The organism is Actinomadura sp. ATCC 39365 (assembly GCF_054392275.1).
The window spans coordinates 287847-311978 of sequence record NZ_CP184335.1; the positions used below are offsets into that span (position 1 = coordinate 287847).

The window sequence follows — 24132 nt, forward strand, 5'->3', positions numbered from 1 at the left end:
CGACGCCCGCCCCTGAAGGGGCGGGCATTTGGCCCAGTTCGCGGCCCTGGGGCCGCATCGCTGAACCGTTCATGGGTCAACCATCGCGGACCGCTCTGATACCGCACCGTCGCCGCCCTGACACGGCCGCTGACATCCGGCAGGACGCAGCCGGCCCCCGCGGGCTCTCGGCGTCAGCCCATCGTCGCGAGGGTGTCGCGCAACCGGCGCAGGTCGCGCATGCGGGCCTCGAACGTCGCCCCGACCACCACGAGCAGCAGGCCGCCCACGGCGATCGGCACCCAGCGCGGCACCGCGAGGAACATCTCCGACACGTACGGCGCCAGTTCCCGCACCACGACCCCGGCGACCACGACCGCTCCGATCGACGTGGGCGCCTGGAGCTTGAACCGGACCCCGGCGAGCAGCACCGCCAGCGCCAGCACGCCGAGCAGCAACGACCGCCGCCATTCGGTGTCCGCGTACACCGCCACCAGGCTGGGCAGCATCGTGAAGGAGAGACCCGTCCCGTAGGCGGCCCACGACGAGACCGCCGCGCCGCGCCGCCGCCACCAGCCGGATCCCAGCAGCACCAGCGAGCACGGCACCGTGTACGCCTCGACGACGGTGACCTCGTCCGCCCCCAGCCGCAGCCACGACGCCAGCAGCAGCAGGACGGCGCCGGCGTACCTGAGGCCGTTCCCGCCGACCCGGCCGGCCGAGCCGGACCACATCGACATGAGCAGCACCAGCACCCCGGCCACGGCGAACCCGATGCTCACCGCGACCTGGACACGCGCGCCCAGCGAGAACCCCGCCGCCACCGCCTCCAGGCCGAGGAACAGGGCGGCGAAGCCCACCCCCCAGAGCCGGAGCTCCTTCAGCCTGGCCGACAGCGCCACCGCGGCGGCCGCCGCCGCCAGGATCGGCAGCACGATCAGCGTCGCCGGCTCGCTGCCGAACGCGTACGCCGCCGCCCGTACCGAGACCGGGGCGGCGACGAGCGCGCAGACCACCGCCCACCAGGGCGCGCGGCCGCGGGTGGCGGTCACCGCGAGCGCGACGGCCAGGGCTGCCTGCACCGCCGTCGCGACCGGGTAGGGCATTCCGAAGGCCTGGGGGGCGACCGCGATCATGAGCGCCCCGGCCAGCAGCGCCCCGGCGGTCGCCACCCTCACCAACCACCCACCGACGCCGCGCCCGGCCGCTGTCGGCCACCCGCCGGCGCCTCTCACGGCTGCCACCAGGAGGACGGTCGCCGGCACGGCCAGCACCACCACGTCCACCGGCGTCGCCATGTCGAACGGCGGCCACTCCCGCCCGTTCCAGGTGCCCGTCCACAACACGTCCAGCCAGGCGAACGGCGCCACCAGGGTGACCACGAGCCGTGGCAGCACCGTCAGCGTGGTCAGCAGCGCCACCAGCCAGCCGGTGCCCATGACCGCCGGACGTACCCGCCGCCAGGGCAGCAGGCCGGCGGCGAGCACCACCCCGAGCGCCGGGACGAGGTAGGCCAGGGGACGCCAGTCCGTGCCCGGACCGTCCAGCACCGGTTGCGCCAGCGCCGCCGGCACGGCGATCAGCGTGAGCGCGGTTCCGACGGCGACCGCGGCGGCCCAGATCTCCCTCTCGGCGTCGCCATGCCTGGCCAGCAGCCACGTCACCCACCCGCCGAGCAGCACCAAGGCGACCAGCGGCACCGACCTGACCAGCGCCTGACCGACGGAAGGCGATCCCAGCGCGTACGGCACGCCGCCCAGCAGGGCGAGGACCGCGACCCCGCTGCCGGTCGAAGCGGCCGTCGCCCGCACCGCTCCCCGGCTGTAACGGACCAGGACGACGTCGAGCGCCGCCGTGACCACCAGCATGGCCACCAGCCAGGTCTCCGACCAGTCTCCGGTCACCAGCGGCAGGACCGGCTGCGCCAGCACCACGGCGACGGGAGCAGGGCCGCGAAGCCGGGTGACCCGGGCATAGGCCACCAGGATCAGCGCGGTGAGCCCCAACACGCCCGCCGTGTAGTGCAACACGTCGAGGGAGTCGACCCCGAGGAGCCCTACCCGCCTGGCCGCGTAGCCGTCGAGCAGCAGCAACGCGACCGCGAACCCGGCCATGGTCTCGGCCGTCGCGGTGAGCCTGCGCCGGATCAGCACGACCGGCGCCAGCATCACCAGTGTGGTGAACGCGGCCAGCACGGCCGCGCGCCCGCCTATGCCCAGTTGTCCCCAGCTCACCACGGTGAACACCGCCGCCGCCACCGTCAGCAGCAGACCACCGAGGATGAGCAGGACGTTCTTCGCGGCGCCCGTGGAGACCTCCGGCCTCGGCGCGCCGGGGCCGGTAACCCCGAATCCGGTCGCCGCCCCTGGATACGGCGGCAACGCGCCCGCGTAGGGAGGCACCGCACCCGCGCCCGCTTCTGGCTGACCCGCCGCCCCCGCGCCCGCCACTCCTTGGCCCGCCGCTCCCGCGCCCGCCCCTGGCTGACCCGCCGCTCCCGCGCCCGCCCCTGGCTGACCCGCCGCTCCCGCGCCCGCCGCTCCTTGATGCGCCGCTTCGGCACGTAGGGTGCCGAGCAGTTCCGCACGGCGGGCCTGCAGTCCGGCGAGCTGATCCCCCAGCGTGGCGAGAGCCTGGTCCACCTGCCAGAGCTCATGCGCGACGGGGCCCTGCAGAGGCAGGGCACACCTCGGGCATCGGGAAACCGGCTCCTGAAGCCCGGTCCCGGACAACATCACCCCGCAGTCCGGACATTTCATACTTCCACGCACCGACACTCCACTTGAGCCCGACGAGATGACCCATATTGCACCGTCACGTCCTTGCGAATCACTGTCATCGGCTGGCGCACCGGATGCCGGTACGGCCGGTCGACACGGCCGAGGGGCGGTTCGAGCGGCCTTCGACGCGGAGGACGGCACCGGATCGGCCCCAGACCGGAGCCGTCTAGGCCGGCGGCCACCCGAAACGATCTAGGAGCGCGCATGGGCGGGGCGACCCCGGCAGACTACGCCTGGTTGAGCGACCGGTGGACCGATGATGTCGGCACCACCGTCTTGTGCATCACGTTCGTCCGTGACCTGTCCCCCGCCGACGCTCTACGACGGATCAAGGTCACCCCCGGCACCCGCGGCGACCTCAACGCCGCCGCCTACGCCGCTCAGGGCGGGACCGTCCTCGCCGACACGGGATGGGCCGCCAAGTACGTCAGCAACCTGGCCGAGCCGTTGTCGTTGGGAACGGCCGTGGCCACGGTGTTCGCCAATGTCGAGGACTCGGACTTCACCTACGAGGTGAACGAGCGCCTGATCACCACGTTCGACCTGTACGGCTACCGCTACCGGGAGGGCGACGATCCCGACCGGCTGCTCGCGGACGTCCGCGACCTGGGCCTGTACGACGTCGACGACGGTTTCGGCGAGAACCCCGTCGCCGGCGCGCTGGCCCTCGCCTCCCGCGCCACCGGCGTACACCTGTCCCGCGCCCACTACGCCCGACCGGCCCTCACCGGTTCGACCGATCACCTCATGGCAGGTTGACCGCGCCGAGGACTTCGCCGACGGCCACCCGGCGACCCGTCATCCGCCCTTCTCGTCTTCGCGGACGCGGGAATGTCGGATCCGCCTGCCACACTCCCCGTGATCACGAAGGAGGAGAAGCGGGTGCGCAAGATCACGGCTGCGGATTACGCATGGGAGAACGACTGGCATGAGGAGATCTACACCGTCACTTTCGTCCACGGCCTGGACGAGCGCGAGACCCTCCGGCGCTTCGGCGTCGCCGACGTCAACATCCATGTCGTGGACGACGAGGAGGTCTTCGAGCGCACGGAGGAGAACGACGGCTGCTGCGACATGGTGCTGGTGACCCGGGCCGGCGACTGGACCGTGGCCTTCGAATACAGCGGCTGGGAGGGGACCCGCCGCGAGACGCTGCGCGAGCTGACCCGCGACGGCGGTGAGGCCGTCTCCGTCATGCGCCACGACTACGCGGCATCGCACGACTTCGAACACGCAGCGGACGGCCGGATCCGGACGGCGTTTCGCCCGCAGAGGCCCCAGGAGCGCTGGGGCAGCCACCCCGACGCGCTGAACGAGGACATGCGCGAGCTGGGCCTCGAACCCGAACCGGCGGACGGGTTCCAGTACCTCTCCGGCCCCATTCCCGCGGCCCTCGCCCTGGCCAGCCGCATCTCAGGAGTGCTGTTCACCCCCGCACTGCTGGACGCGCCACTGCTGGGCGGTGTCATCACCGACCGCGCTCCGAACGACCCTCCGCAGGGCGACCCGCTCGCCTCGCACGCCCTGCGGGCCTGCAACCCGGAGCTCGCCGAGGCCATCGACCACGCCTCCCCCGACCGCCGGCGGCGGGCCGCGGTCGCCGAAGCCCGCCGCCAGTGTGCGCTGGCCGGCGTGGCCGACCACCCGGTGCTCGTCGCCGCGCTGGCGTCGGCCGAACGGGGCGAGACGGGGCCGGTCGAGCACGACTCCCCGCTCGCCGAGCTCATCCGCCGTCACGAGTCGGAGCTGACCGGCCATCCGATCGACGAGGCCACCGGCGAGTGGATGGGCCGCCCGTCGGCGGATCCGCAGGACTTACCGGCCGACAGGCGCAACATCTTCGCCCTCGACAACGCGACCGGCATGCCGGCCTGCCCGAGCTGCAGGTGGCATCACCTTCCGGACGAAGCGGAGCGGGAGGCGGTCCGGCCGCGCTGGCAGGCGGCGAGGTCGGTACGCGCCGCCCTGTCCCCCGACGCCAGGACGGCCGCCTACAACACCCACTTCCCCCTGGTTCACCGGGGTCAGCTCATGGCCGACCGCGACCACGCGACGGCCGTCGCCGCGACGCTGCACGCCTCCTCGACGTAGCAGACGTCGCTCTGCCGTTCAGGAAACCGGGACCGCCGCCCATCTCCGCACGCCGGACCAGCGCCAAGAACGCGACCAACACCGCGCCCGCCAAATAGTGCAGCATCGGCCCGAACCTGACGATGTCCCAGCCACCGAACTGGAGCGTTTCCCGGCAATCGCCCAAGATGACCCGAACAGCGTAGGGAAGGCTGAACACCCCGGCGAAGACCACGAACAGCACCACCGTCACCCATGCGGCGAACACCCCCCACCTGCCGCGAAGAGCGAGCGTCGCACACAAACCAAGCGCCATCACCCCGGTGGGCCAGCCGTGCAACTCCGCGGAGACGGTCGCCCAGTTGATCTCGATCAGCCAATCGAACTTTCCGGGTGTCCACGGCTCGGCACTCAAGGGGCAGGCATAGCCGTGCGCCGAGTAGGTCGGCCCTCCAAGAGAGTGCCACCACAAGGTGCGTGAAGCGGGAGCCGCCAGAGCCGCCGCAGCCAACAGGGGCACGGCCCAGCGCGGAGGAATCGCCGATAACGGAACCAAGTTCGCCGCCATGTGATCGCAGTGAGGGGCGCCCAGCGTAGATCATTTCCCGCACGTACGTCAGCAGGCGGCTTTCGCCAAGCTCGCATGCACAATGGGCCAATACGAGAACCGTGGGTGCATCTGGGCCGGCTGTGGACGGACGGCGATCCGTTCCTCGCTGTCGACGCTTCACTGCGCGGCGCCTGGCGTGGGTTCAGCGGCAACCAGTACGACGACATTGTCGATCTTGGACCGGAGCGCGCGACGTTCGCGCTCAAGGTGCCCTGGTACGCCCAGCTGGATGACGAGAACTGTTTCGCCAGGTGGCCGCCAACCCCGCACGAACCTTGCGATCAGCAGGCGCCCTGGTGATCTGACGCACGGTCTTGATCATCGTTCGGGACGCGGGGTTACGCGGATATACACAACCCTACCGATCTCATGATCCAGGACGCTGGATCGCTCTACATGTTCGTCTGCTTGGAGTGCCCTGAGCGCCCAGTGGACTACATCAGCCAGGGGTCATGACTTCGGCACGCAAGGTGCGCACCCCCGCCGCGGCGATCGCGGGGTGTGGCCGTCTTGGCGACGAGCTGTGTCACAGAGGGATCGGCAGTGCCGAGCAGGGGCTGTCCATCAGTGCGTCGTCCAGGCGGACACCGCTTTCCAGCTCCACCACGGCGAGGCACGCCGCGGTGATGTCCACCCTCGCCTCCGCGTCCTCGCTGTCGTAGCCGCTCGCGAGGAGGTCGGTGTACGGGCTCAAGGGACCGAGTTGGTCTGCCCATCCCGTAAACGGCATGGGGTCCGGCTCCGGATGATGGAGAAAGCCTTCGGCCTGGCCGTAGCGGACGTACATGCTGGTGTTGCCTTCGATGTCGAAGGACACGCACCAATGCCGGAACCCCTGGCCGGCGAGTCGCTCGGTCATCTCCGACCCGCCCGGGCGGACCCAGTCCAGCGTGACGATGCCGTTGCCGACCTGGTGGAGGCTGATGGAGCCGGGGCTGCGCGGCAGCTCGTCGGGGCCCTGGAGCGTGGTGAGGTCCGCCCCGAGTCGACGTACGGCATCCTTGATCGACAGGACACCGGAGTCAGGAAGCGTCACCGTGTAGGCGATGGTGTCGAGCTCGCTCAACAGGTCGCCGTAACGAGCGACGATCTCGTCCAACACGAGCGAATCCACCTTTCTCAGCAGTCCGAACACCCCTCAGGATGACAGCCGGGCACGCGGCTCACGGGCGCCTGCCTGGCAGGCGAAGGCCCGACAGCGGCTGGGGTACGAACCGGCTGTCGGGCCCGACGGCGCCACAGGAGGCGGACGCCTGAGACCTTGAGTTATTCGGTGATTCCGTGCTGCTTCAGGCGGGCGACCAACTCACCCATGTCCCTGGGGCTGGACCACGCTTCGCCGCCGACGCTCAGCCGTTCCTTGCCCCCCACCAGAGCCGTGCCCCCGGATCGCTGACCGACCAGTTGCGGGTCTTCGAATATCAGCCCCTGCGGAGGTACGAGCATCAGCTTCGCATCCCGCGGAAGAGGTTCTCCCGGGTCATGCACTTCTAGTTCCTGGACAGGACGCTCGCGCGGGAACGCGAGCATCTTGGTGCCGACGGGAAGCGCCTTTTCGAAATCCGCAATGGATTTGCGCGGCTTCCACTGCTCCACCGGGACATTCGGATCGCTGACAACACCACCCTGGCTGAGCTCTATGTAAACGAGCCCGTCAGGGATCGTTTTCCGGCCCTTGACGCCCTTGAGCGCTTCCGTGACACGCATCCGCAGGACGACGCGATGGTCCAGAGGACCGCCGGGATATGTTTTCAGAATGGGGCCCTGCTGCCAGCCGTCGATTATTCCGGCTGCCACGACGGGGCGGTCCGCGGCGAGTTCTTCCGGGGTGCTGTACGGGTCGAAGTCGGCCTCGACCACGCGTAACAGCGACAGGTCCAAAGAGCCCTTCGCTTCAGGGCTGAGGGCCTGCCCCTGCTTCGGGCCCGCCTGTGTCGCGGGTGCACCTTCGCCGGGCCCACCGCAGGCGGACAGGGCCGCCGTCGCGGCGAGGGCGAGCGCGAGAAGGGTCTGCTTCCTCATCGTTGTCCTCCTTTGCGTCAGGCCCAGTGCGGATTCAGGTCGGCGATGTGGTGCGGATTGTAGGTGTGGATCCAGGACCCGCTGGGGTTGCCGATCAGCGTCACGTCGCCGCTGGCCATGCAGTCCTGCGGCTGGCCGAACGCGCCCGGCGGCTCGGGGGGTGACGCGAGCGGGGAGTAATGATCCACTCCTGCCGTGTGGCCGAGTTCGTGGCAGACGGTCTTGATGAACTGATGATGAGGATCGGACGCGGCCCTGATCCTGCTGCCGTTGATCCTCGTATGACGCTGGTCGCAGACGTCGGGGTTGGACGCCGTCCAGACCTTGCATTCAGCCTCGCCGTAGCCGTTTTCGACCCACACCTCGAACCAGGCGACATCCGTGGCGGGGGTTCCGTCGCTGCTGGAGTTCGTGGTCTCACAAGGCGAATGGAAGGGGACGCCGGGAATGGTGGTCGCGTTCGCCAGGTAGTTCATCGCCCCCGGAATGTAGGACCGGACTTCCGTGGAGACCGACGTGGTGTAGCAGTAACTGTGAGTGCTCTTGTCGGGAAGTATTCCGTCGAACGGCCATTGGTCGGCGTAAGCGGGGGCGACGGTCGTGACGGTGGTCAGGGCAGCGACGATCACAGCTAAGCCGATCTTGAGCCGATGATGCATTCATCACTCCTTCTGAAGGCCTGATCACATACTGTGGTGGCGAATATGGGCATGGCGATCATGACAACATTCTCCCCTCACCTCAAGGGTTGACTTGTTTCATGGGCCATGGCAGTCCGTTGAACAATTCCGCCTTCTGACCACACTTTCTCCGCAGCGTCCGACAGGATCGCTTGACAGTCAGGCCAGGTACGCGTCATCGCGATCGGCTCGGCCACGACGCGTCAGGTTCGGCGGGTGACCGCGCCGCCGCCACGAAACTCGGATGCGGTGCCGCGTGGACGCGCTTAGGCTGTGCCGGCGGAGCGGGCCTCGTATCAAGCTTGGCGAATCGGGGATGCGTGAGGTATGACCAGTCAATTGTTCGCGATCTGCTTCAATGCGATCCGTCCCTCGGACCTGGCGCGGTTCTGGGCGGGGGTGCTGGGTTGGGAGATGGCCGACGGTCCTGACGACGTCGCGATCCTGCCTCCCGATCCTGTCGGCTTCCGCGTCCGTTTCCTGCCGAGCCTGGAGCCGAAGGTCGGCCAGAACCGGGCGCACTTCGACCTGACGAGCATCTCCCCGGAGCATCAGCAGCAGACGGTGGCCAGGGCGCTGAGACTCGGCGGAAAGCACATCGACGTGGGCCAACTCCCGGAAGAGGGACATGTGGTGCTCGCCGATCCGGAGGGCAACGAGTTCTGCGTCATCGAGGCGGGCAACAAGTTTCTCGCCGACACCGGTGTCATCGGGGCGCTGGCCTGCGACGGCACCCAGGAGGTCGGCTACTTCTGGAGCAAGGCGCTGCGGTGGCCACTGGTCTGGGACCAGGACCAGGAGACCGCGATCCAGTCGCCCGGCGGCGGCACGAAGATCACGTGGGGTGGTCCTCCGGTGGCGCCGAAGACGGGCACGAACAGGCTGTGCTTCGAGCTGGCGACACCCGTCGACGCCGATTGGGAGACGGAAGTCGATCGCCTGCTCTCACTCGGGGCGACGCGTACCGGCAACGGCGATGACGGCCAGGTCCTGATGTTCGATCCCGACGGCAACGAGTTCTCCGTACGCAGTCCCCGGTAGCGCGACTGCGGCTGGTGGTGCATCGCACCTTTCGTGTCAGTTGCCGGCCTGCGGTCGTACGGACCACACCGACCCCGTGCGGGCCGAGCCGCAGGCGCACCCGGTGGTCGGGGCGAAGCTCCCGGGCTAGGAGCGTGGCGCCCTCGGCAACGCGCTGGCGGCCTGGTCATCGCCGCCGGATTCGGCTACACCGCCCCGGACTGGGTCGGCGTCGCCCTTTCCGGCACCGCCCTCGTCATATCCCGCCGAGCATCCCCGCTGATCAGGAATTCGGCACGCATAGCGCACAACTTCCCAATCGCCTTACTATCGGGCGCGTATTGGGGGCGGTTGATCTGATGCGACTCCTGATCGGAACGGGGAGCAAGTGATTTTAAGGGCATGCAGTCGGGTGTTGATGGGGATCGGGCTGGGGGTCCTCGTTCCCAGCATCCTCATGCAGTGGGGGGTTCAGGAGAAGTGGATGCGCGCGAGGGCGGTCGAGCCGTCGGAAGCAAATGCATCCTTCCTGACACCGCTCGTGATCTCATGGATTGGCATCGGCCTGGGAATCGCATGGGTGCTGGCGGCCATAACCTGCTATCTCATACCGAAATCCATGGCCCATCTACAGCGACCACAGGGCCGCCAAGGCGGTTCGGGCGCAGTCGTTTAACCTTCTCGCCACCTGGGCATCCAGGTCGCCGTCGACCCGCCCGAAGGCGAGCACCAGCGGCTCGGGCGGTGTCCAGGCTCTCCTGGGTGCGCTCGGAGGTGAGGTCGTGTTCCATCTCGGCGGCCATGGCCGCAACATGGGTCACTTCGGTATTCTTCTGGACGGGTGCCGTCCTGCACCTGACCTCCTGACCGCGTGCCCACGCCGCACGGCGCCTGCGGAGGCTGAGGGGATCGATGTCCTCGGGGCCGATGTAGCAATCATGCCGGTCTGTTCCCAGACGGCGGGCCGTGTGACCGGAGCGTGGGTCCTCGCACGTGAGCCCGCCTCAGGAGCCATCACCATGACCGACCACAAGCATCTCAAGCGGCGCGTGCGCGAGCGTATGGCCAAGACGGGCGAGTCCTACACCACCGCCCACCGCCACGTCACCGCCCACCGCGATGCCCCCACTGACTCCGGGCACTCCGCTCAAGGGCTTGGGCACCACCATGAGGCCGCGCTGCTGCGTCGCGTCCTGGGGGACGACGGCTACTCCGAGGCCATGCTGCTCGGCCTCGGCGGCGGAATCGGGTTCATGTACTTCGTGTTCGAGTACACCGGACAACCGCCGATGCTCACCATCGTCGCCCAGGCACATCCCGAGCCGATCATCCCGCTCGCACTGAAGCGAGCCGGCGTCCCGCATCAGATCCACCGGACCGGCTCAGCGAGGGTCGCCGAACGCAATCTGCGCACCGCCCTGGACGCCGGCCGTCACCCCATCTGCACCCTCGCCCGCCACTTGCTGCCCTGGCGGCCGCCGCTGCGCTTTCCCGACCCCGTCGACGTCGCGGTGCTCGGCGTCGAGGATCAGACCGTACACGTGCGGGACGACCAGCCCGGCGAGTTGTCCCTGGCCGACTTCATGGCCGCCTGGTCGGCATCGAAGAAGTCCAGGCACCAGCTCATCGAGGTCACCGGAGCCGCCTCAGGACCTCCGCAGGTCGCCGAAGCCATCCGGGACACCGCGGCCAAGCTGACCGGGCCGGTGCTGGGCAACTCCTTCGACGCCAACTTCGGCCTGTCGGGCATGCGCAAACTGGCCGCCCAGCTCGCCGACACCACTGGCAAACAGGGCTGGACCCGCCGCTTCCCCGACACCGACGCTGCCCTGGACCGGTTGCGGGACTGCCTGACGACCGAACACACCAGTGCGGGCGCCACGCGGCCGCTGTATGCCGACTTCCTGACCGAGACCGGCCACAACGTAGCCGCGGCCGTCTATCGGCAGGCGGGCGAGCAATGGTCACAGGTGGCGGCAGCCGCGGCCGGCGGGGCGTCGTTCGTCGATCTGGCCGGACTGGTGGAACAGGCGGTACGACTCGAAGAGCAGGGTGCCCGAGCGCTGGAGCAGGTGTAGGCCCAGCCACGAGCTTCAGGTGGCGGCGTCGTTCAAATGAGCGATCCACTCGCCCTGCTTGACGACGACGGGCGGGGACGGCTGTGCGGGCCAGATCTGCAGGTAGTGCTGGTTGCCGTCGAACTCCGGCCGCTGCTCAACCGTGCTGCGGACGTGGTAGCGCAGCCGGTGGAGGCCTGGACCGGCCGGCAGCGGGGGAAGGCGGCGCATCGCCGTGTCGTCCCAGTCCATGCACCATCCGATCAGGGAGACCTCGCCGGTGGCCGACATGAAGTCGATCTCCACGATCTCCTCGTACCCGTCGAGGTCGGCGCCCGGGTCGTGGTCAGCAATGGTCACCGTGAAGGGAATGCCATCGCCGTGCTGATACACGATCGACAGTTCAGCCATGGCCTTCCTCACCGTGACGAGCGCGACGGACCACAGCACGTCGCCTGTGTCGTCGCCGTCCCAGTCCGTCAGTAAGACCGTGCTGCAGTCCTCGACGTCCACTTCCACCCGAACGGTCTCCGCATAGGGGCTCATAGGTGGCGATCGTAGGGCTGTATCCCTACTTGGTCAGGGATTCGGCGACGAGTCGCCAGATGTCCGCGGCCAGGTCCATGTTGCCGCTCTGCTGGGCCTGCTCGGCGAGCTTGCGCAGCCCGGCGAGCGCCGTGTCCTGCTCGCCCTCCAGCAGCAGGACGCGGTTGCGCAGGACGTCGAGCCGCATCCGCTCCTGGTAGGTGAGCAGGTCGTCGAAGCCGGTCAGCCGGTCCAGGACCGTGCGGGCCTCGTCGAGGTCGCCGGTGAGGACGGCGATCCGGGCGCGTACGGCCAGCAGTTGCTGCTCGATGGTGGGGGCGCCCGCGAACGGCAACGCGGCCTGGACCTCTGTGACACGCCGCCGGGCGGACTCCGTTCTGGGCGGATCGGCCCTGAGGTCGAGCCGGGCCGCGCCGAGGCGCAGGCGCATCCAGATCGTCAGGTCCTCACGGCCGTCGAAGCCGTCGATGGCCTGGTTCATCAGCTCCGCGCCGGTGTCGAGGTCGCCCTGGCGGACCCGGATGTTGGCCACGGTCCACACGGCCTGGGCCCGCAGCGCTCCCGAGACCTGGTCCGCCAGCGTGAGCAGTTCGTCGGCATGCCGGGCGGCGTCGGGGAGCCGCCCCGCCTCGGCCAGCGCCGACACCAGGGCCAGCAGCGTGGAGGCCCGCACGCGGGCGGGCAGCGCTTCGCGTTCGGCCAGCTCGTAGGCGTGTGTCGCGGCATCGACGGCACCGACGATCTCTCCGGTGCTGCGCATGCAGCGCGACAGCGCGGCCAGCACTCTGCACTGCAGCTCGGGTAGCCCGATCTGCGCGCTGAGCGTGGCCAGCTCGTCGAGGCATGTCCGCTGCTCGGCGTACTCCTGACGCCACTGACGCCATTCGGCGACTTGCCAGAGGGCCTGCCAGCGCAGCAGGGGATCCTCCCCGCCGGAGGTTTTCAGGGCGTCGCTGAGGGTTTGGCCGCCTTCGTCCTGGCTCAGGCCGGTGGCCAGGGTCAGGCTCTGGGCGAGGGAGGTGGCGGTGGACTGGGTGAGCGCGGCGGGGCTGATGCCGAGCTGTGCGGCCAGGTGCGTGATGGCCCGTTCGGTGGGCTGACGCGCCCCTGATTCCAGCCGGGACAGGTATCCGGCGGACATGCCCTCGCCCGCGAGGGCTGCGAGCGTCAGGCCGCGTTCGGTCCTCAGTTGCCTGAGTCGGCGGCCGAAGACTGGTTGTTCGAGCATGTCCGAACTCCCGGGTAGCGGTTGACGTCGTCCGACGTCCGGAGGGTCACGCCAGAGGCTAGCTCATTTGCCTCCTCTCAGACAAGTTCTTGCCTGCCCCCGATGCCTATACACAACGGTCTTGGCAATTACTTTTGGCAAATACTTGCCAAGATTGTGGCAACGGCCGTAACGTTCCTGTCGTCGCCAACGGATCTCGTCGCCGACAGCCAGAAGCAGCCCGAAGGAGCACCGCCATGTCCCTCGCCCTCGCCCTCACCGACCAGGACCGGCTCACCCTGCGCACCGCCGCCTGGGGCGCCGTCTCGCTGATGTCGGCCGCCGGCGCCGCCGGTTCGGCGCACAAGGCCGCCGCCGAGGGCTCCGTCGCCCTGACCTCCGCGACCGGCCCGGTCGGGCACGTGCTGGCCAAGGCGCCCAAGGGCGTGAAGTACGGCAGGACCGTGGCCGAACTCGCCGACCAGGTGCTGCCTGCCCTGAACGCCTCCATGAGCCTGCTCAAGAAGCAGGACCCGGCCGAGGCCGACAACTTCCGCCGTACCGTCCTGGTCGCCGTCGAAGCGGCCACCCACGGGCGGCCCAGCCCCACCATGACCGAGATGGCCCGCAAGATCAGCGCAGCCCTCGACGCCGCTCCGGCCACGCCCGAGGTGAGCGCAGCGAACGCCGTGGCCGGGCAGGATCGCCCGGAACTGCAGAAGGCCATGCAGGCGTTCGTCGACTCCGGGACAGCCGCCGGCATGCAACTGCGGGTGAACGACGAGCGCGGCGAGTGGGTCGGCACCGCGGGGGTGCGCGAGCTGGGCTCGCCGGAGAAGCCACCGGCGGACGGACGGTTCCGGGTCGGCAGCTCCACCAAGACGTTCGTGGCGACCGTGGTGCTGCAGCTCGTGGCCGAGGGCAAGATCGGGCTGGACAGCCCGGTGGACGGCTACCTGCCCGAGTTCGCGCTGGACGAGCGGATCACCGTACGGATGCTGCTGCAGCACACCAGCGGAATCTTCAACCACACCGGCGAGTACTACGACGACGGGACGTTCGCGCCGGGAATCCCGTGGTCGGGCAAGGAATGGGTGGACGGCCGGTTCCACACCTACCAGCCCGAGGAGCTGGTACGGCTGGCGCTGTCCAAGCCGGCGCGCTTCGAGCCGGGCACGGACTGGAGCTACGCCAACACCAACTACGTGCTGGCCAGGCTACTGATCGAGCGGGTCACGGGCCGCTCGTTCGCCGAGGAACTGCAGCGGCTGATCCTGGGCCCGCTGGGGCTGACGGGCACCGAGGCGCCGGGCACCTCGACGGAGATCACCGGGCCGCACGCCCACAGCTACTACCGGTACGAGGACGGCGGCCGGGAGCACACGGTGGACGTCACCAGCCAGAATCCTTCCTGGATCTCCGCCGGCGGCGACATGATCTCGACCACCCAGGACCTGCACACGTTCTTCTCCGCGCTGAACGGCGGCCGGCTGCTGCCCGCCGAGCTGCTGACCGAGATGCGCAAGCCGGACCCGAAGATCGGCTACGGCCTGGGGATCTTCGAGCAGGACCTGGGCGAGAACGGCGGCACCGTCTACCACCACAACGGCGGCATGGCGGGCTTCGCGGCGCTCATGTACAGCACGCCCGACGGCGGCAGGACGATGACGGCCTCGGTGACCTACGTGGACGACGCCGACCTGTCCAAGGCGGCGGCCTTCCAGCAGGCGACACAGCGGCTCATCGACGAGGTGTTCCGCGACGGCCGGACCACCAGCTGACAACCGCGACCAAGACCCCAGGAACGAGGAAAAACCATGAACACGACGATCAGCCGGCGCACGGCCGTCGCGGCGCTCGCGGCGGCGGTGCTGGCGGGAGCCGCCACCCCCGCCATGGCCACCTCCACCGGACCGGATCGCCCGGAGCTGCGCAAGGCGATGAACGCCTTCGTCGACGCCGGCTTCACCGGGATCCAGCTACGGGTGCGCGATCAGCAGGGCGACTGGGCCGCCGGCGCCGGGGTGCGCGAGCTGGGATCGGCCGCCAAGCCCCCGACCAACGGGAGCTTCTGGACGGGCAGCATCATCAAGACCTTCACCGCGACCATGGTGTTGCAACTGGTGGCAGAGGGCAGGATCGAGCTGGACAGCCCCGCCGCCGACCACCTGCCCGGCTACGGGCTGGACGAGCGGATCACCGTACGGATGCTGCTGCGCCACACCAGCGGGCTCTTCAACTACACCGGCGAGTACAAGCCCGACGGGACAATGGACGAACCGGGAATCCCCGCCAACGGAGACGAATGGGTTCCCAACCGGTTCAAGAGCTACAAGCCCGAAGAACTGGTACGGCTGGCGCTGTCCAAGAAGCCGCGCTTCGAACCCGGGACGCAGTGGAGCTACTCCAACACCAACTACACGGTGGCGCTGCTGATGATCGAGAAGATCACCGGCCACTCCTACGCCACCGAGCTGAAGCGGCGCATCACCGGCCCGCTCGGACTGCGGGGCACCCTCGCGGCGGGCAACCGCACGACGGCACTGCCCGGGCCGCACGCCCACGGCTACTACCAGTACAAGGACAAGGTGATCGACCTCTCCCGCCAGAACCTGTCCCTGCTGACCGGCGCCGGCGACCTGATCTCCACCACGCAGGACCTGACCACGTTCTTCTCCGCACTGAACGGCGGCAGGCTCCTGCCCGCCGAGCTGCTGGCCGAGATGCGCACGACGATCCCCACGCCGCTCCCCGGCCAGGACTACGGCCTCGGCATATGGGCGCAGGACCTGGGCTCCGGCTGCGGCACCGTCTACCAGCACAACGGCAGCCCACCGCACGGCTACGGGGCGCTGATGTACAGCTCGCCCGACGGCAGCAAGACCCTGACCGCCTCGGTGACCTGGCAGGACTCGGCCACCAGAGGTCCGGCGAAGGACTTCCTTGCGCTTGTGGACGCCCTCGTCAAGCAGGAGTTCTGCGACACGCCGGCCGACCAGCGCGAACCGGCCAGATAGGCCGGGTTCTGCCTTCCGAGAAGCGAGTGGCCGCAGGCGCGTCGGGGAAGGGGACGTCGGCGGCGGAACGAGAGAGGCCCGTCACCGCGTTCCCGCTGGTGACGGGCCTCTTCCCGCTGGTGCACAGGCTTGGAAGCCCAACTTGGCCGCGCAGACGGAGTGGCGGGGTGATCGGTGCCTGGAGCTGTTAGCGGACGGGGAGCAGGGCGGTGCGCAGCCGTTCGTACGTCGGAGCCAATCGGCGCAGCCCGGCCGCCAGCGCCGCGTCGTCGCCCGCCACGAGCGGCCCCTGCAACCCACCGACGATGCGGGCCTGCTCGGCGGCGATGGCCGCGCCCGCGTCGAGGCGCAGGGACGACAGGCAGGCCGCCAGGTCGTTGAGGCGGCGGGCGCCCACCCGCACCGCGAACGCCTGCCACAGCGTCCTGCTCTCGGGATCCAGCCCTTCCTCCACCAGTTCGGCCGTGCGCTCGGCGGCCTCGGCCAGCCCCAGCGTGCCGGGCGGGACCTCCACATCCGTACGGCCCGCCAGCCAGGCCAGTCCGGCGGGCAGCGAGCGCCGCAGCGCCTCCTCCGGGCCGACCTGCTCACGGCGGGTGAAGCGGTGCCGCATCCGGAACGGCCGCTCCAGATAGGGGATCAGCTCTCCGCGCCACGCCTCGGCGAAGGCGTCGACCGTCAGGGTGGCGTACGGGTAGCCCTGCGGGTCGTGCACGAGCACGGTGTCGCCGGCCACTTCCAGCACCACCAGGTAGTGGTCGGCGCCGACCGCTTCGCCCGACCCGGGCTGGTAGGCCAGCAGGCCGAGCTCGAGCGGGCCGGCCAGCACCGGGCCGTCCTCGCAGGCCCGGCGCAGCCGGTCGAGCGCCGCCGCCGCCGTCCCGCCGTCCGCGCGCTCGCACTCCCAGCCGAGCAGGCCGAGCGCGGCGTCGATCCCGATCTCGGGGTCCCAGCCGTACGCGTCGAACAGCGGCAACCGGCCGCCGATGAGCTGCATCCCGTACGGGGAGCCCGTCAGGACCTCGATCACGGCCGGCGGCGGCGCCTCGCCGCCCAGGGCCATCGCGAGGGAGTTGGCGTAGCAGTACGGCCCGGAGCCGACATAGATGACCGACATGCTCCGCACCGTGCCGCCTGACACGGTGTCAGGGTCAAGTCCATCGGCGTCACGGCTCCAGGTGGGTGAGGTCGAGCCGAGCCAGGCGGTCGGGGTCGGACAGGATGTCGATCGTGGCGATCCTGCCGTCGGAGACCGTGAAGCTCATGACCGAGATCAGCTCGTCGTCGATGGTGTTGACCAGGCCGGCGAGGCCGTTGACGAGCGCCGGGTGGATGGTGGCGCTCGTGGCCATACGCTGGAAGGTGGCGAGCTGTCCCGCCACGGCCGCGGCGCCCCTGATGACCCGCATGCCGCCGGTGAGCGTCCCGCCGTCGGCGCGCAGCGTCACATCGGGGTTGAGGACGGACACCAGCGCGGCGAGGTCGCCGTCGCGGGCGGCGGCGAGGAAGGCGTCCACCACCCGGCGCTGACTGCTCAGATCGGGGTCGGGATTGGGGGTCGCGCCGCGTACCCGCAGGCGTGCCCGGCTGGCGAGCTTCTTGGCCGCCGTGGGAGTGCGGTCCACGATGGGCGCGATCTGCTCGAACGGCATCCCGAACATGTCATGGAGCACGAACGCCAGCCGTTCGGCGGGGGTCAGGGACTCCAGCACGACCAGGAGCGCCAGGCCCACCGAGTCGGCCAGCAGCACTTCCCGCTCCGGGTCGGCGGCATCCGCGCGGCTGATCATCGGATCGGGAAGGCGTTCCTCCAGCGACTCCTCGCGTCGAGACTTGCGGGCGCGGAGCATGTCCAGGCACACCCGGCCGACCACGGTGGTCAGCCAGCCGCCGAGGTTGTCGATGTCGCCCGAGTCCGAACGTGCCAGCCGCAGCCATGCCTCCTGGACCGCGTCCTCGGCCTCGCTCAGCGAGCCGAGCATGCGGTACGCGACCGCCTTCAGACGAGGGCGGTGCCCCTGGAACCGGTCGGCAAGGAAGTCCTGGGGTGTCACGGTTGCATTCCTCTCATGTCAGCCACGTCAGAGCGCTGACGCATCGAACCGGTGAAAGGTGACCGTGAACGCGTCCGGTCACCTTTCCTGCGGACCATCCGTCATGCCGGCGACCGACACTCACTCACGAAGGGTTGCCGACGATGAGCAGGACGGATGTCCACGGAACGGTCGCGGACGGCTTCGAGCAGGTGCGCGAGGCGTTCGCCGAGGTGGCCGCCGAGCAGGACGGCCAGGTGGGCGCGCAACTGACCGCCTACGCGCACGGCCGGCCGGTGGTGGACCTGTGGGCCGGGGACGAGGTGAGCGGCGACACGCTGACCGGGGTCTACTCCGCCACGAAGGGCGCCGCGACGCTGGTGGTGGCGCTGCTGGTGCAGGACGGGGTCCTCGATCTGGACGAGCCGGTGGCCCGGCGATGGCCGGAGTTCGCCGCCGCCGGCAAGGACGGGATCACGCTGCGGGACGTGCTGACCCACCGCTCCGGCGTCATCGGCGTCGAGGGCGGACTGTCGGCCGCCGAGCTGGCCGACGACGCGGTGATCGCGCGCCGCCTGGCCGGGCAGCGGCCGTACTGGAAGCCGGGCTCGGCCTACGGCTACGGCGGGTTCGTCTCGTTCGCCATGGTGAACGAGGTGATCCGGCGGGTCACCGGCCGGTCGCTGCAGCAGGTCTACGACGAGCGCATCCGGGCGCCCTACGGGCTGGACCTCTACCTGGGGCTGCCCGAAGCCGAAGAGCAACGGTTCCGGCCGATCCAGTGGTGGCGGGCCACACCACAGCAGGAGGCCGCGTTCTGGTCGAACGTGCCCGGCCCGCACAGCATCCTCGGCATCGGCTACGGGCTCAACAGCACGCCACCGCTGGACCAGGTGGCCTTCGCCAACACCCGCGCCGTCCGCGCCAACGGCCAGGCGTCGGCCGGCGGGGTGGGCAGCGCCCGCGGCCTGGCCGGCCTGTACGTGGCGGCCGTATGGGGCATCGACGGCCACCCCCCGCTGCTCGAACCGGACACTGTCGGCGAGTTCTCCGTGCTGCACTCCACCGGCGCCGACCTGGTCCGCGGCGGGCAGGGCGGCTACGCGCTCGGCTTCCAGGCCAAGGGCCTGCGTTACCCGTTCCTCAGCGCGAACGCCTTCGGCCACGACGGCTCGGCGGGCTCGGAGTCCTTCGCCGACCCGCGCAGCGGCATCGCCTTCGGCTACACCCGCCGCCGCTTCGGCTTCGGCTGGTCCTACCCCGAGCACGACCGGCTGGCCGCCGCGGTGCACGACGCCGCGGCACGCCACCGCGCCACCACCTCCTGAGGACCGCGATGAGCACACGCACCGCACCCCGTCCTGAGCGAAGCGGCCTCGCCCTCCTGGTGATCGCCGCCGCGCAACTGCTGATGGTGATGGACGGCACCATCGTGACCGTGGGCCTGCCCGTCATCGGAGCCGGCCTGCGGATCGACGAGGCGGACCTGCACTGGGTCCTCACCGCCTACGCCCTGGCCTTCGGCGGCCTGCTGCCGGCGGGCGGCCGGGCCGGTGACCTGTTCGGCCGGCGCAGGCTGTTCCGCGCCGGACTGACCGTCTGGAGCGCCGAACCCCTCGGCAGCGCCCCTCGCTGACCTCCATCGCCCCGCCGGTCACGTTCGGCCCGCGGGATCCGTCATAGCGCCAACACCGTTGAACCAGAAAGGAACCCCACCACCATGACCAGCACCGAGCAGCAGCACCGCCGGTCGCGCCTGTCCAACCCGGCCGTGCTCGTCCCCGAGCTGAAGGAGATCGCCGGAGCCCTGTTCAGGGCGACCGGGAACGGCTCCGTCCCGGAGGTCACCATCAGTCTGCTCCAGTTGTGCGCCGGGCAGATCGTCGGCAACACGTACCTGACGGGCCTGCACACCGGCAACCTCCGTAAGGCGCTCGCCACGCTCATCATGGCCATCGGCCAGGTCTGCTTCTTCATCCCCCTGGCCCTCATCGGCAAGCCGCTGCCCGGGGTGTCGCCGACGGAGCAGTGGAGGCAGTAGCCGGCGGACTCGCTCAGGGCGCACCTCGCCCTGAGCGAGTCCCGGCGCACCGACTTCTCGAAAGGAACGAATCATGCAAGCACGAATGACCAACCCCGCCTACCTGGTGCCGGACGCGGGACAAGCGATCCAGGCCCTCTTCCAGGCCATGCGGCACGACATGGAGGACGGCGTCGTCGCCCCGGCCACGCTGATGCTGGCCGCCATGCGCGGCAGCCAGATCAACGGCGGCAGCGCCTGCCTGTACGCGGACGCCGCCGAAGCCGGGAAGGCCGGGGTCACCGACGACCAGCTGACCTCGGTAGCGGCATGGCGGCAGTCGCCGTTCTTCACCGACGCCGAACGTGCCGCCCTGGCGCTGGCCGAAGCCGCCGCCCGGATGAACGACCGCTCCGCCGATGCCATCCCCGACGCGATCTGGGACGAACTCGTCAAGCACTACGACGAGCGGCAGCGCGCGACGCTGATCCTCTGGATGGCCACCAGCAACTTCTTCAACACCGTCAACAACATCATCCAGGACCCCGCAGGCACCACCTGGGCCTAGTGATCGGCGGCCCGGCCGGACGCCTATCCACCGAGCATCACCAGTTCGACGTCCTCCAGGTATTCGGGGTCGGCGAGCAGGTCGACGTGTGTGATCCGGTCGTTCGCGACGGTGAAGGCGAAGACGACCCGTGGCCGTCCGCCCGGCGCCCACACCAGACCCGGCGCCCCGTCGATGAGCGCGAGCTCGGCGGCCTGAGCCCGGCCGGCGAAGGTCTCGGCCACGCCGTCCGCCCCTCGTACCAGCCTCGACGCGCCGGAGAGCACGGCGGTGCGGTCCGCGCTGATCTCGACGTCGGGGTCGAGCAGCGCGAGCAGGGCCGCGAAGTCACCGTCACGGGACGCGGCCCGGAAGGCGGCGACGATCTCCCGCTGTCTGGCGGAGTCGGTCCCGGCCCCCGGCCCCGTCGGGTGCTGTACGCGCCGGCGGGCGCGGCTGGCCAGTTGCCGGGCCGCGGCCGGCGAACGGTTCACGATCAAGGCGATCTCGCCGAACGGCACGGCGAACATGTCGTGCAGCACGAACGCGATCCGTTCCGCCGGCGCGAGCATGTCGAGCACCACCAGCAGGGCCAGGCCGACCGAATCGGCGACGACCACCTCGTGCTCCGGATCGTCCGCCTCGCGAAGGCCGGCCATCGGGCCCGGACCGGATACGCGTAGCGGCTCCTCGCGGCGCGTCCGGCGATCGCGCAGCATGCTCAGCGCCACCCGTGCGACGATCGTGGTGAGCCAGCCCGGCACGTTCCGCACGTCCTCCGCGCCGGCGCGGCTGAGCCGTAGCCATGCCTCCTGGAGCGCGTCGTCGGCCTCGCTCGCCGAACCGAGCAGCCGGTAGGCCACCGCCCACAGATGGTCGCGATGCTGCTGGAACCAACCGGCCAGCAGGTCCTTCTCCTCCATGACGCCGTCCCTCTCGTGCCGTCTGCAACAGATGACGCAAACGACCGCGCAGATGTGACAGGCGGCGCGCTGTCACAACCTCCCCTCGCGGCGGGTCATCAGGGCGGAAGTCCAGCCGATGAAGCGGAGAGACACATGCAGACACGGATGAAGAATCCCGCCGCCGTCCTGCCGACGGCGATGGCGCCCATCCAGGAGCTCTTCAAGGCCGCCCGTACGGGCGGCGTGCCGGAGACCACGCTGGGGCTGGTGCACCTGCGCGCCAGCCAGATCAACGGTTGCGGCCCCTGCGTGGAGTCGGGGGTCCGTAGCGCCAGGAAGAGCGGCGAGAGCGACGAGCGGACGGGACTGGTCGTCGCCTGGCGGGAGACGCCCTACTTCACCGACGCCGAGCGGGCCGCGCTGGCCCTCACCGAGGCCGCCACCCGGCTCGCCGACCGCAGCGACCCGGTCCCCGACGACGTCTGGGACGAGGCGGCCCGGCACTACGACGAGGCGGGGCTGGCCGCGATCATCCTGATGGCCGCGGTCACGAACCTGTCGAACCGGCTCAACGTCACCACCCGGCAGCTCGCCGGTCAGAAGTGGGGCTGAGTCGCATGGCGAACACGACGGAGGGCTCATGACCGCACGTACCTGGCCGCGACGGCTCGCCACAGTCCTCTACTGGTATCTGGCCGCGTCGTTCTTCATCGGCTTCGTCACCAAGTTCTGGCCCGGTCCGACCTTCTTCGGTCCGGCCTACGCGGAGAAGTTCGTCGACTGGGGTTGGCCGCCGTGGATGCGGTTCGTGGTCGGCGCCCTGGAGCTCGTCTTCGGGTTGACGATGCTCGTCCCGCGGCGGCGGGTCAGGTTCATCGGCGCGGCGGGGCTGGTGTTCGTGCTGATCGGCGCGGTGACGACGCACCTCATCGACGTCGCCCCCTTGTATGAGGAGGTGTCGGCGCCGCTGCACCTGATCATCATGATCGGCGTGGCGCTGGCGAACTGGCCGGCGGACTGGCGGGACCTGCTCCACCCCCTCGACGACCGGAGCGCCCGCGCGGCGCCGAGCTCGCCGGCGCGACGGGCGTCGACCGTTCGGTAGGAGATACCGGCATGGCCATGATCAAGCACGTGATCATGGCCATGCCGTACACAACACCATGGCCCGGGGCATCCGCATGTCCTTCAGCGGATGCCCCGGGCCACAGTGCCGGCTTCAGCTCGTCACTGGTGCGGCGCTTCCGTCGCGGGAGGGTTGGAGGTCGACGATGACCTCGTAGATGCTGGGCCGCGCGGTGATGTGCAGGCCGGGATCATTGAGCAGCCGCTGCGCGCTCTCCTGCCATTCGGGTCTGCCCAGCGCCTCTTCGAGCTGCCTCCCGCTCTCCCAGTGGGCCACGTTGACGAACCGCAGCTCGGCGTCGTCGATCATCGATCGGTGCAGCCGCGCCCGGACGAATCCCGGCTGCCTTGCCATGATCTCGGCGTTCTCCATCCACAGCGGCAGGAACGTCTCCGACTCCTCCATCGGGACGGTGAAGGCGTTGATCATGGTGATCGGCTCGTCGACCGGCGTCTCGGTACGGGTGATCGGAACTTCATTCATGGGTTCTCCCTGGTGATCGGTGAGCAGAGGGTCAGTTCGCCATGCCGATGACCTGCTCGACCGTTTCCGGCCGGTCGAGCACCGCGAGCATGGCGTGGGCCACGTCGGCGCGTGAGACGTACCGGCCGCCCGGCACGTTCTGTCCCACCGCCGTCCGGTAGGCGCCGGTCACCGGCTTGTCGGTCAGTTGCACCGGCCGGAGCACCGTCCAGTCCAGGCCGCTGTCGCGCACGTCGTCCTCCATGACGGCCAGGTCGAGGTACTGCGGACGGAGCGCGGCCTTGACGATCGGATACACCACGTAGCGCAGGAACGGCCCGTCGCCGGGGTCGTGCCGGGGCGGGTTGGGTCGGCCGGGAGAGGGGGTGGTGCCCACCGGGGCGGCGCTCACCACGACCAGCCGACGGGCCCCGGCGGCCTGCATCGCCGCCAGGATCGCCTTGGTGCCCCTGGAGGCCACCCCGGCCGCGGCGTTGTTCGGCGGGCCGAGCGCCGACAGAACGGCATCGGCTCCTTCGACGGCGGGCAGCAGCGTCGTGACGTCGGCCGTGGCCAGGTCGGCGGCACGCACGACGCGGACCGGCTTCCCGTCCAGCCTGGCCGGACTCCGTACGACGGCCGTGACGTCGTGCCCCTTGGCCAGAGCCTGGTCGAGCAGTTGCCGGCCGACGCCGCCACTGGCGCCGAAGACGGTGAGTTTCATGGACGAGTCCCTCCGGGTTCATGAAAAGGGGGTTGCCGAGGCAGGCGATCCCTGCGCGTGGGCGACGGCGGCCGGCGGGACGGCCTCGAAGACTCCCCCGTCGCCGACATATACGGACACCCACTTGCTCGCGTTTCGTCTTCGCCTGTACGACGATGCGGACACGGCGAAGGTGACGACTCTCGCGAGGGACGCTCCGCGAGGTGTCGGCGGCCGAGCCCGTTCCGTCGCCTCCATGACCCGGCGCGCGGCGGAAATGTGACAGCTGGTGCGGCAGGTGCAAGCCCGACTTGGCCCGTCGAGTCGGCCCGCGCCCGGGACGGCCAT

25 protein-coding genes are annotated in these 24132 nt (G+C 69.9%); 13 read left to right on the forward strand and 12 right to left on the reverse strand.

Annotated features, from left to right (window positions below; genetic code table 11):
• Positions 1 to 173: 173 nt before the first annotated feature.
• On the reverse strand, positions 174 to 2621 hold the full coding sequence (locus ACNF49_RS01640) for an SCO7613 C-terminal domain-containing membrane protein (protein WP_482942578.1): 2448 nt from the start codon (positions 2619 to 2621) through the stop codon (positions 174 to 176).
• A 342-nt stretch (positions 2622 to 2963) separates the two neighbouring features.
• Between ACNF49_RS01640 and ACNF49_RS01645 the strand changes: the two genes are divergently transcribed.
• Together ACNF49_RS01645 and ACNF49_RS01650 are read left to right on the forward strand one after the other, a co-directional pair.
• Positions 2964 to 3518: a DUF6461 domain-containing protein gene (locus tag ACNF49_RS01645; protein WP_357966732.1), complete on the forward strand. Its 555-nt coding sequence runs from the start codon at positions 2964 to 2966 to the stop codon at positions 3516 to 3518.
• A gap of 99 nt (positions 3519 to 3617) precedes the next feature.
• Complete coding sequence (locus ACNF49_RS01650) at positions 3618 to 4850, forward strand: DUF6461 domain-containing protein (RefSeq protein ID WP_482942579.1); 1233 nt, start codon at positions 3618 to 3620, stop codon at positions 4848 to 4850.
• Here the strand turns inward: ACNF49_RS01650 and ACNF49_RS01655 are convergent.
• A complete protein-coding gene (locus ACNF49_RS01655; protein WP_482942580.1) occupies positions 4789 to 5244 on the reverse strand; it encodes a hypothetical protein in 456 nt (151 codons plus the stop codon). The two genes, ACNF49_RS01650 and ACNF49_RS01655, sit on opposite strands and share 62 nt — an antisense overlap.
• A 258-nt stretch (positions 5245 to 5502) precedes the next feature.
• Here ACNF49_RS01655 and ACNF49_RS01660 point away from each other — a divergent pair, with 258 nt between their 5' ends.
• A complete protein-coding gene (locus ACNF49_RS01660; protein WP_482942581.1) occupies positions 5503 to 5739 on the forward strand; it encodes a hypothetical protein in 237 nt (78 codons plus the stop codon).
• A 226-nt stretch (positions 5740 to 5965) separates the two neighbouring features.
• Here ACNF49_RS01660 and ACNF49_RS01665 read toward each other — a convergent pair whose 3' ends face one another.
• The 3 genes from ACNF49_RS01665 to ACNF49_RS01675 form a co-directional block, all read right to left on the reverse strand.
• Entirely contained in the window at positions 5966 to 6541 is a 576-nt protein-coding gene (locus tag ACNF49_RS01665; protein ID WP_482942582.1) for a hypothetical protein, read from the reverse strand.
• Between the two features lie 164 nt (positions 6542 to 6705).
• The gene (locus ACNF49_RS01670) at positions 6706 to 7461 is read right to left on the reverse strand and encodes a hypothetical protein (protein WP_482942583.1); all 756 of its coding nucleotides are present in this window, start codon (positions 7459 to 7461) and stop codon (positions 6706 to 6708) included.
• 17 nt (positions 7462 to 7478) lie between these two features.
• Positions 7479 to 8120 carry a hypothetical protein gene (locus ACNF49_RS01675; RefSeq protein ID WP_482942584.1) on the reverse strand — a complete coding sequence of 214 codons (642 nt, stop codon included), beginning with the start codon at positions 8118 to 8120 and terminating at the stop codon, positions 7479 to 7481.
• A gap of 348 nt (positions 8121 to 8468) precedes the next feature.
• Between ACNF49_RS01675 and ACNF49_RS01680 the strand changes: the two genes are divergently transcribed.
• Together ACNF49_RS01680 and ACNF49_RS01685 are read left to right on the forward strand one after the other, a co-directional pair.
• Positions 8469 to 9182 carry a VOC family protein gene (locus ACNF49_RS01680; RefSeq protein ID WP_482942585.1) on the forward strand — a complete coding sequence of 238 codons (714 nt, stop codon included), beginning with the start codon at positions 8469 to 8471 and terminating at the stop codon, positions 9180 to 9182.
• 761 nt (positions 9183 to 9943) lie between these two features.
• Entirely contained in the window at positions 9944 to 11239 is a 1296-nt protein-coding gene (locus ACNF49_RS01685; RefSeq protein WP_482942586.1) for a BtrH N-terminal domain-containing protein, read from the forward strand.
• A gap of 15 nt (positions 11240 to 11254) precedes the next feature.
• On the opposite strand, the gene ACNF49_RS01690 is transcribed toward ACNF49_RS01685, so the two are convergent.
• On the reverse strand, positions 11255 to 11764 hold the full coding sequence (locus tag ACNF49_RS01690; RefSeq protein ID WP_482942587.1) for a hypothetical protein: 510 nt from the start codon (positions 11762 to 11764) through the stop codon (positions 11255 to 11257).
• Positions 11765 to 11789: 25 nt separating this feature from the next.
• Complete coding sequence (locus ACNF49_RS01695) at positions 11790 to 12992, reverse strand: helix-turn-helix domain-containing protein (protein WP_482942588.1); 1203 nt, start codon at positions 12990 to 12992, stop codon at positions 11790 to 11792.
• Positions 12993 to 13228: 236 nt separating this feature from the next.
• Between ACNF49_RS01695 and ACNF49_RS01700 the strand changes: the two genes are divergently transcribed.
• The gene (locus tag ACNF49_RS01700; RefSeq protein WP_482942589.1) at positions 13229 to 14752 is read left to right on the forward strand and encodes a serine hydrolase domain-containing protein; all 1524 of its coding nucleotides are present in this window, start codon (positions 13229 to 13231) and stop codon (positions 14750 to 14752) included.
• A 36-nt stretch (positions 14753 to 14788) separates the two neighbouring features.
• On the forward strand, positions 14789 to 15988 hold the full coding sequence (locus ACNF49_RS01705) for a serine hydrolase domain-containing protein (RefSeq protein ID WP_482942590.1): 1200 nt from the start codon (positions 14789 to 14791) through the stop codon (positions 15986 to 15988).
• A gap of 187 nt (positions 15989 to 16175) precedes the next feature.
• On the opposite strand, the gene ACNF49_RS01710 is transcribed toward ACNF49_RS01705, so the two are convergent.
• Entirely contained in the window at positions 16176 to 17105 is a 930-nt protein-coding gene (locus tag ACNF49_RS01710; RefSeq protein ID WP_482942591.1) for a YobF C-terminal domain-containing protein, read from the reverse strand.
• A gap of 49 nt (positions 17106 to 17154) precedes the next feature.
• Positions 17155 to 18042 (reverse strand): RNA polymerase sigma factor SigJ, encoded by an 888-nt coding sequence (sigJ, locus tag ACNF49_RS01715; protein WP_482942592.1) that lies wholly within the window; start codon positions 18040 to 18042, stop codon positions 17155 to 17157.
• A gap of 143 nt (positions 18043 to 18185) precedes the next feature.
• On the opposite strand from sigJ, the gene ACNF49_RS01720 reads away from it, so the two are divergent.
• The 4 genes from ACNF49_RS01720 (at position 18186) to ACNF49_RS01735 (ending at position 20609) form a co-directional block, all read left to right on the forward strand.
• Positions 18186 to 19349, forward strand: coding sequence for a serine hydrolase domain-containing protein (locus ACNF49_RS01720; RefSeq protein WP_482942593.1), 1164 nt, complete (start codon positions 18186 to 18188; stop codon positions 19347 to 19349).
• 8 nt (positions 19350 to 19357) lie between these two features.
• Positions 19358 to 19657 (forward strand): MFS transporter, encoded by a 300-nt coding sequence (locus ACNF49_RS01725; protein WP_482942594.1) that lies wholly within the window; start codon positions 19358 to 19360, stop codon positions 19655 to 19657.
• A gap of 84 nt (positions 19658 to 19741) precedes the next feature.
• Positions 19742 to 20062 (forward strand): hypothetical protein, encoded by a 321-nt coding sequence (locus ACNF49_RS01730; RefSeq protein ID WP_482942595.1) that lies wholly within the window; start codon positions 19742 to 19744, stop codon positions 20060 to 20062.
• Between the two features lie 73 nt (positions 20063 to 20135).
• Entirely contained in the window at positions 20136 to 20609 is a 474-nt protein-coding gene (locus ACNF49_RS01735) for a carboxymuconolactone decarboxylase family protein (protein WP_482942596.1), read from the forward strand.
• 23 nt (positions 20610 to 20632) lie between these two features.
• Here the strand turns inward: ACNF49_RS01735 and ACNF49_RS01740 are convergent, their stop codons facing one another.
• Positions 20633 to 21511, reverse strand: coding sequence for a sigma-70 family RNA polymerase sigma factor (locus ACNF49_RS01740; protein WP_357966683.1), 879 nt, complete (start codon positions 21509 to 21511; stop codon positions 20633 to 20635).
• 135 nt (positions 21512 to 21646) lie between these two features.
• On the opposite strand from ACNF49_RS01740, the gene ACNF49_RS01745 reads away from it, so the two are divergent.
• The gene (locus ACNF49_RS01745; RefSeq protein WP_357966680.1) at positions 21647 to 22105 is read left to right on the forward strand and encodes a carboxymuconolactone decarboxylase family protein; all 459 of its coding nucleotides are present in this window, start codon (positions 21647 to 21649) and stop codon (positions 22103 to 22105) included.
• A 28-nt stretch (positions 22106 to 22133) separates the two neighbouring features.
• Positions 22134 to 22598 (forward strand): DoxX family protein, encoded by a 465-nt coding sequence (locus ACNF49_RS01750; RefSeq protein ID WP_482942597.1) that lies wholly within the window; start codon positions 22134 to 22136, stop codon positions 22596 to 22598.
• Positions 22599 to 22712: 114 nt separating this feature from the next.
• Here the strand turns inward: ACNF49_RS01750 and ACNF49_RS01755 are convergent, their stop codons facing one another.
• Both ACNF49_RS01755 and ACNF49_RS01760 read right to left on the reverse strand, forming a co-directional pair.
• Positions 22713 to 23102, reverse strand: a complete 390-nt coding sequence (locus tag ACNF49_RS01755; RefSeq protein ID WP_482942598.1) for an antibiotic biosynthesis monooxygenase family protein — start codon at positions 23100 to 23102, stop codon at positions 22713 to 22715.
• A 31-nt stretch (positions 23103 to 23133) separates the two neighbouring features.
• Positions 23134 to 23805, reverse strand: a complete 672-nt coding sequence (locus ACNF49_RS01760) for an NAD(P)-dependent oxidoreductase (protein ID WP_357966673.1) — start codon at positions 23803 to 23805, stop codon at positions 23134 to 23136.
• Between the last annotated feature and the right edge of the window lie 327 nt (positions 23806 to 24132).

Bases quoted from the DNA above. Each gene is read 5' to 3' on its own strand.
- ACNF49_RS01700 (WP_482942589.1), top strand. From the start codon at position 13,229: ATGTCCCTCGCCCTCGCCCTCACCGACCAGGACCGGCTCACCCTGCGC.
- ACNF49_RS01725 (WP_482942594.1), top strand. From the start codon at position 19,358: ATGAGCACACGCACCGCACCCCGTCCTGAGCGAAGCGGCCTCGCCCTC.
- ACNF49_RS01760 (WP_357966673.1), bottom strand. From the start codon at position 23,805: ATGAAACTCACCGTCTTCGGCGCCAGTGGCGGCGTCGGCCGGCAACTG.
- ACNF49_RS01680 (WP_482942585.1), top strand. From the start codon at position 8,469: ATGACCAGTCAATTGTTCGCGATCTGCTTCAATGCGATCCGTCCCTCG.
- ACNF49_RS01750 (WP_482942597.1), top strand. From the start codon at position 22,134: ATGACCGCACGTACCTGGCCGCGACGGCTCGCCACAGTCCTCTACTGG.
- ACNF49_RS01720 (WP_482942593.1), top strand. From the start codon at position 18,186: ATGAGCAGGACGGATGTCCACGGAACGGTCGCGGACGGCTTCGAGCAG.
- ACNF49_RS01675 (WP_482942584.1), bottom strand. From the start codon at position 8,120: ATGCATCATCGGCTCAAGATCGGCTTAGCTGTGATCGTCGCTGCCCTG.
- ACNF49_RS01745 (WP_357966680.1), top strand. From the start codon at position 21,647: ATGCAGACACGGATGAAGAATCCCGCCGCCGTCCTGCCGACGGCGATG.
- ACNF49_RS01695 (WP_482942588.1), bottom strand. From the start codon at position 12,992: ATGCTCGAACAACCAGTCTTCGGCCGCCGACTCAGGCAACTGAGGACC.
- ACNF49_RS01705 (WP_482942590.1), top strand. From the start codon at position 14,789: ATGAACACGACGATCAGCCGGCGCACGGCCGTCGCGGCGCTCGCGGCG.
- ACNF49_RS01735 (WP_482942596.1), top strand. From the start codon at position 20,136: ATGCAAGCACGAATGACCAACCCCGCCTACCTGGTGCCGGACGCGGGA.
- ACNF49_RS01755 (WP_482942598.1), bottom strand. From the start codon at position 23,102: ATGAATGAAGTTCCGATCACCCGTACCGAGACGCCGGTCGACGAGCCG.
- ACNF49_RS01670 (WP_482942583.1), bottom strand. From the start codon at position 7,461: ATGAGGAAGCAGACCCTTCTCGCGCTCGCCCTCGCCGCGACGGCGGCC.
- ACNF49_RS01645 (WP_357966732.1), top strand. From the start codon at position 2,964: ATGGGCGGGGCGACCCCGGCAGACTACGCCTGGTTGAGCGACCGGTGG.
- ACNF49_RS01730 (WP_482942595.1), top strand. From the start codon at position 19,742: ATGACCAGCACCGAGCAGCAGCACCGCCGGTCGCGCCTGTCCAACCCG.
- ACNF49_RS01740 (WP_357966683.1), bottom strand. From the start codon at position 21,511: ATGGAGGAGAAGGACCTGCTGGCCGGTTGGTTCCAGCAGCATCGCGAC.
- ACNF49_RS01690 (WP_482942587.1), bottom strand. From the start codon at position 11,764: ATGAGCCCCTATGCGGAGACCGTTCGGGTGGAAGTGGACGTCGAGGAC.
- ACNF49_RS01710 (WP_482942591.1), bottom strand. From the start codon at position 17,105: ATGTCGGTCATCTATGTCGGCTCCGGGCCGTACTGCTACGCCAACTCC.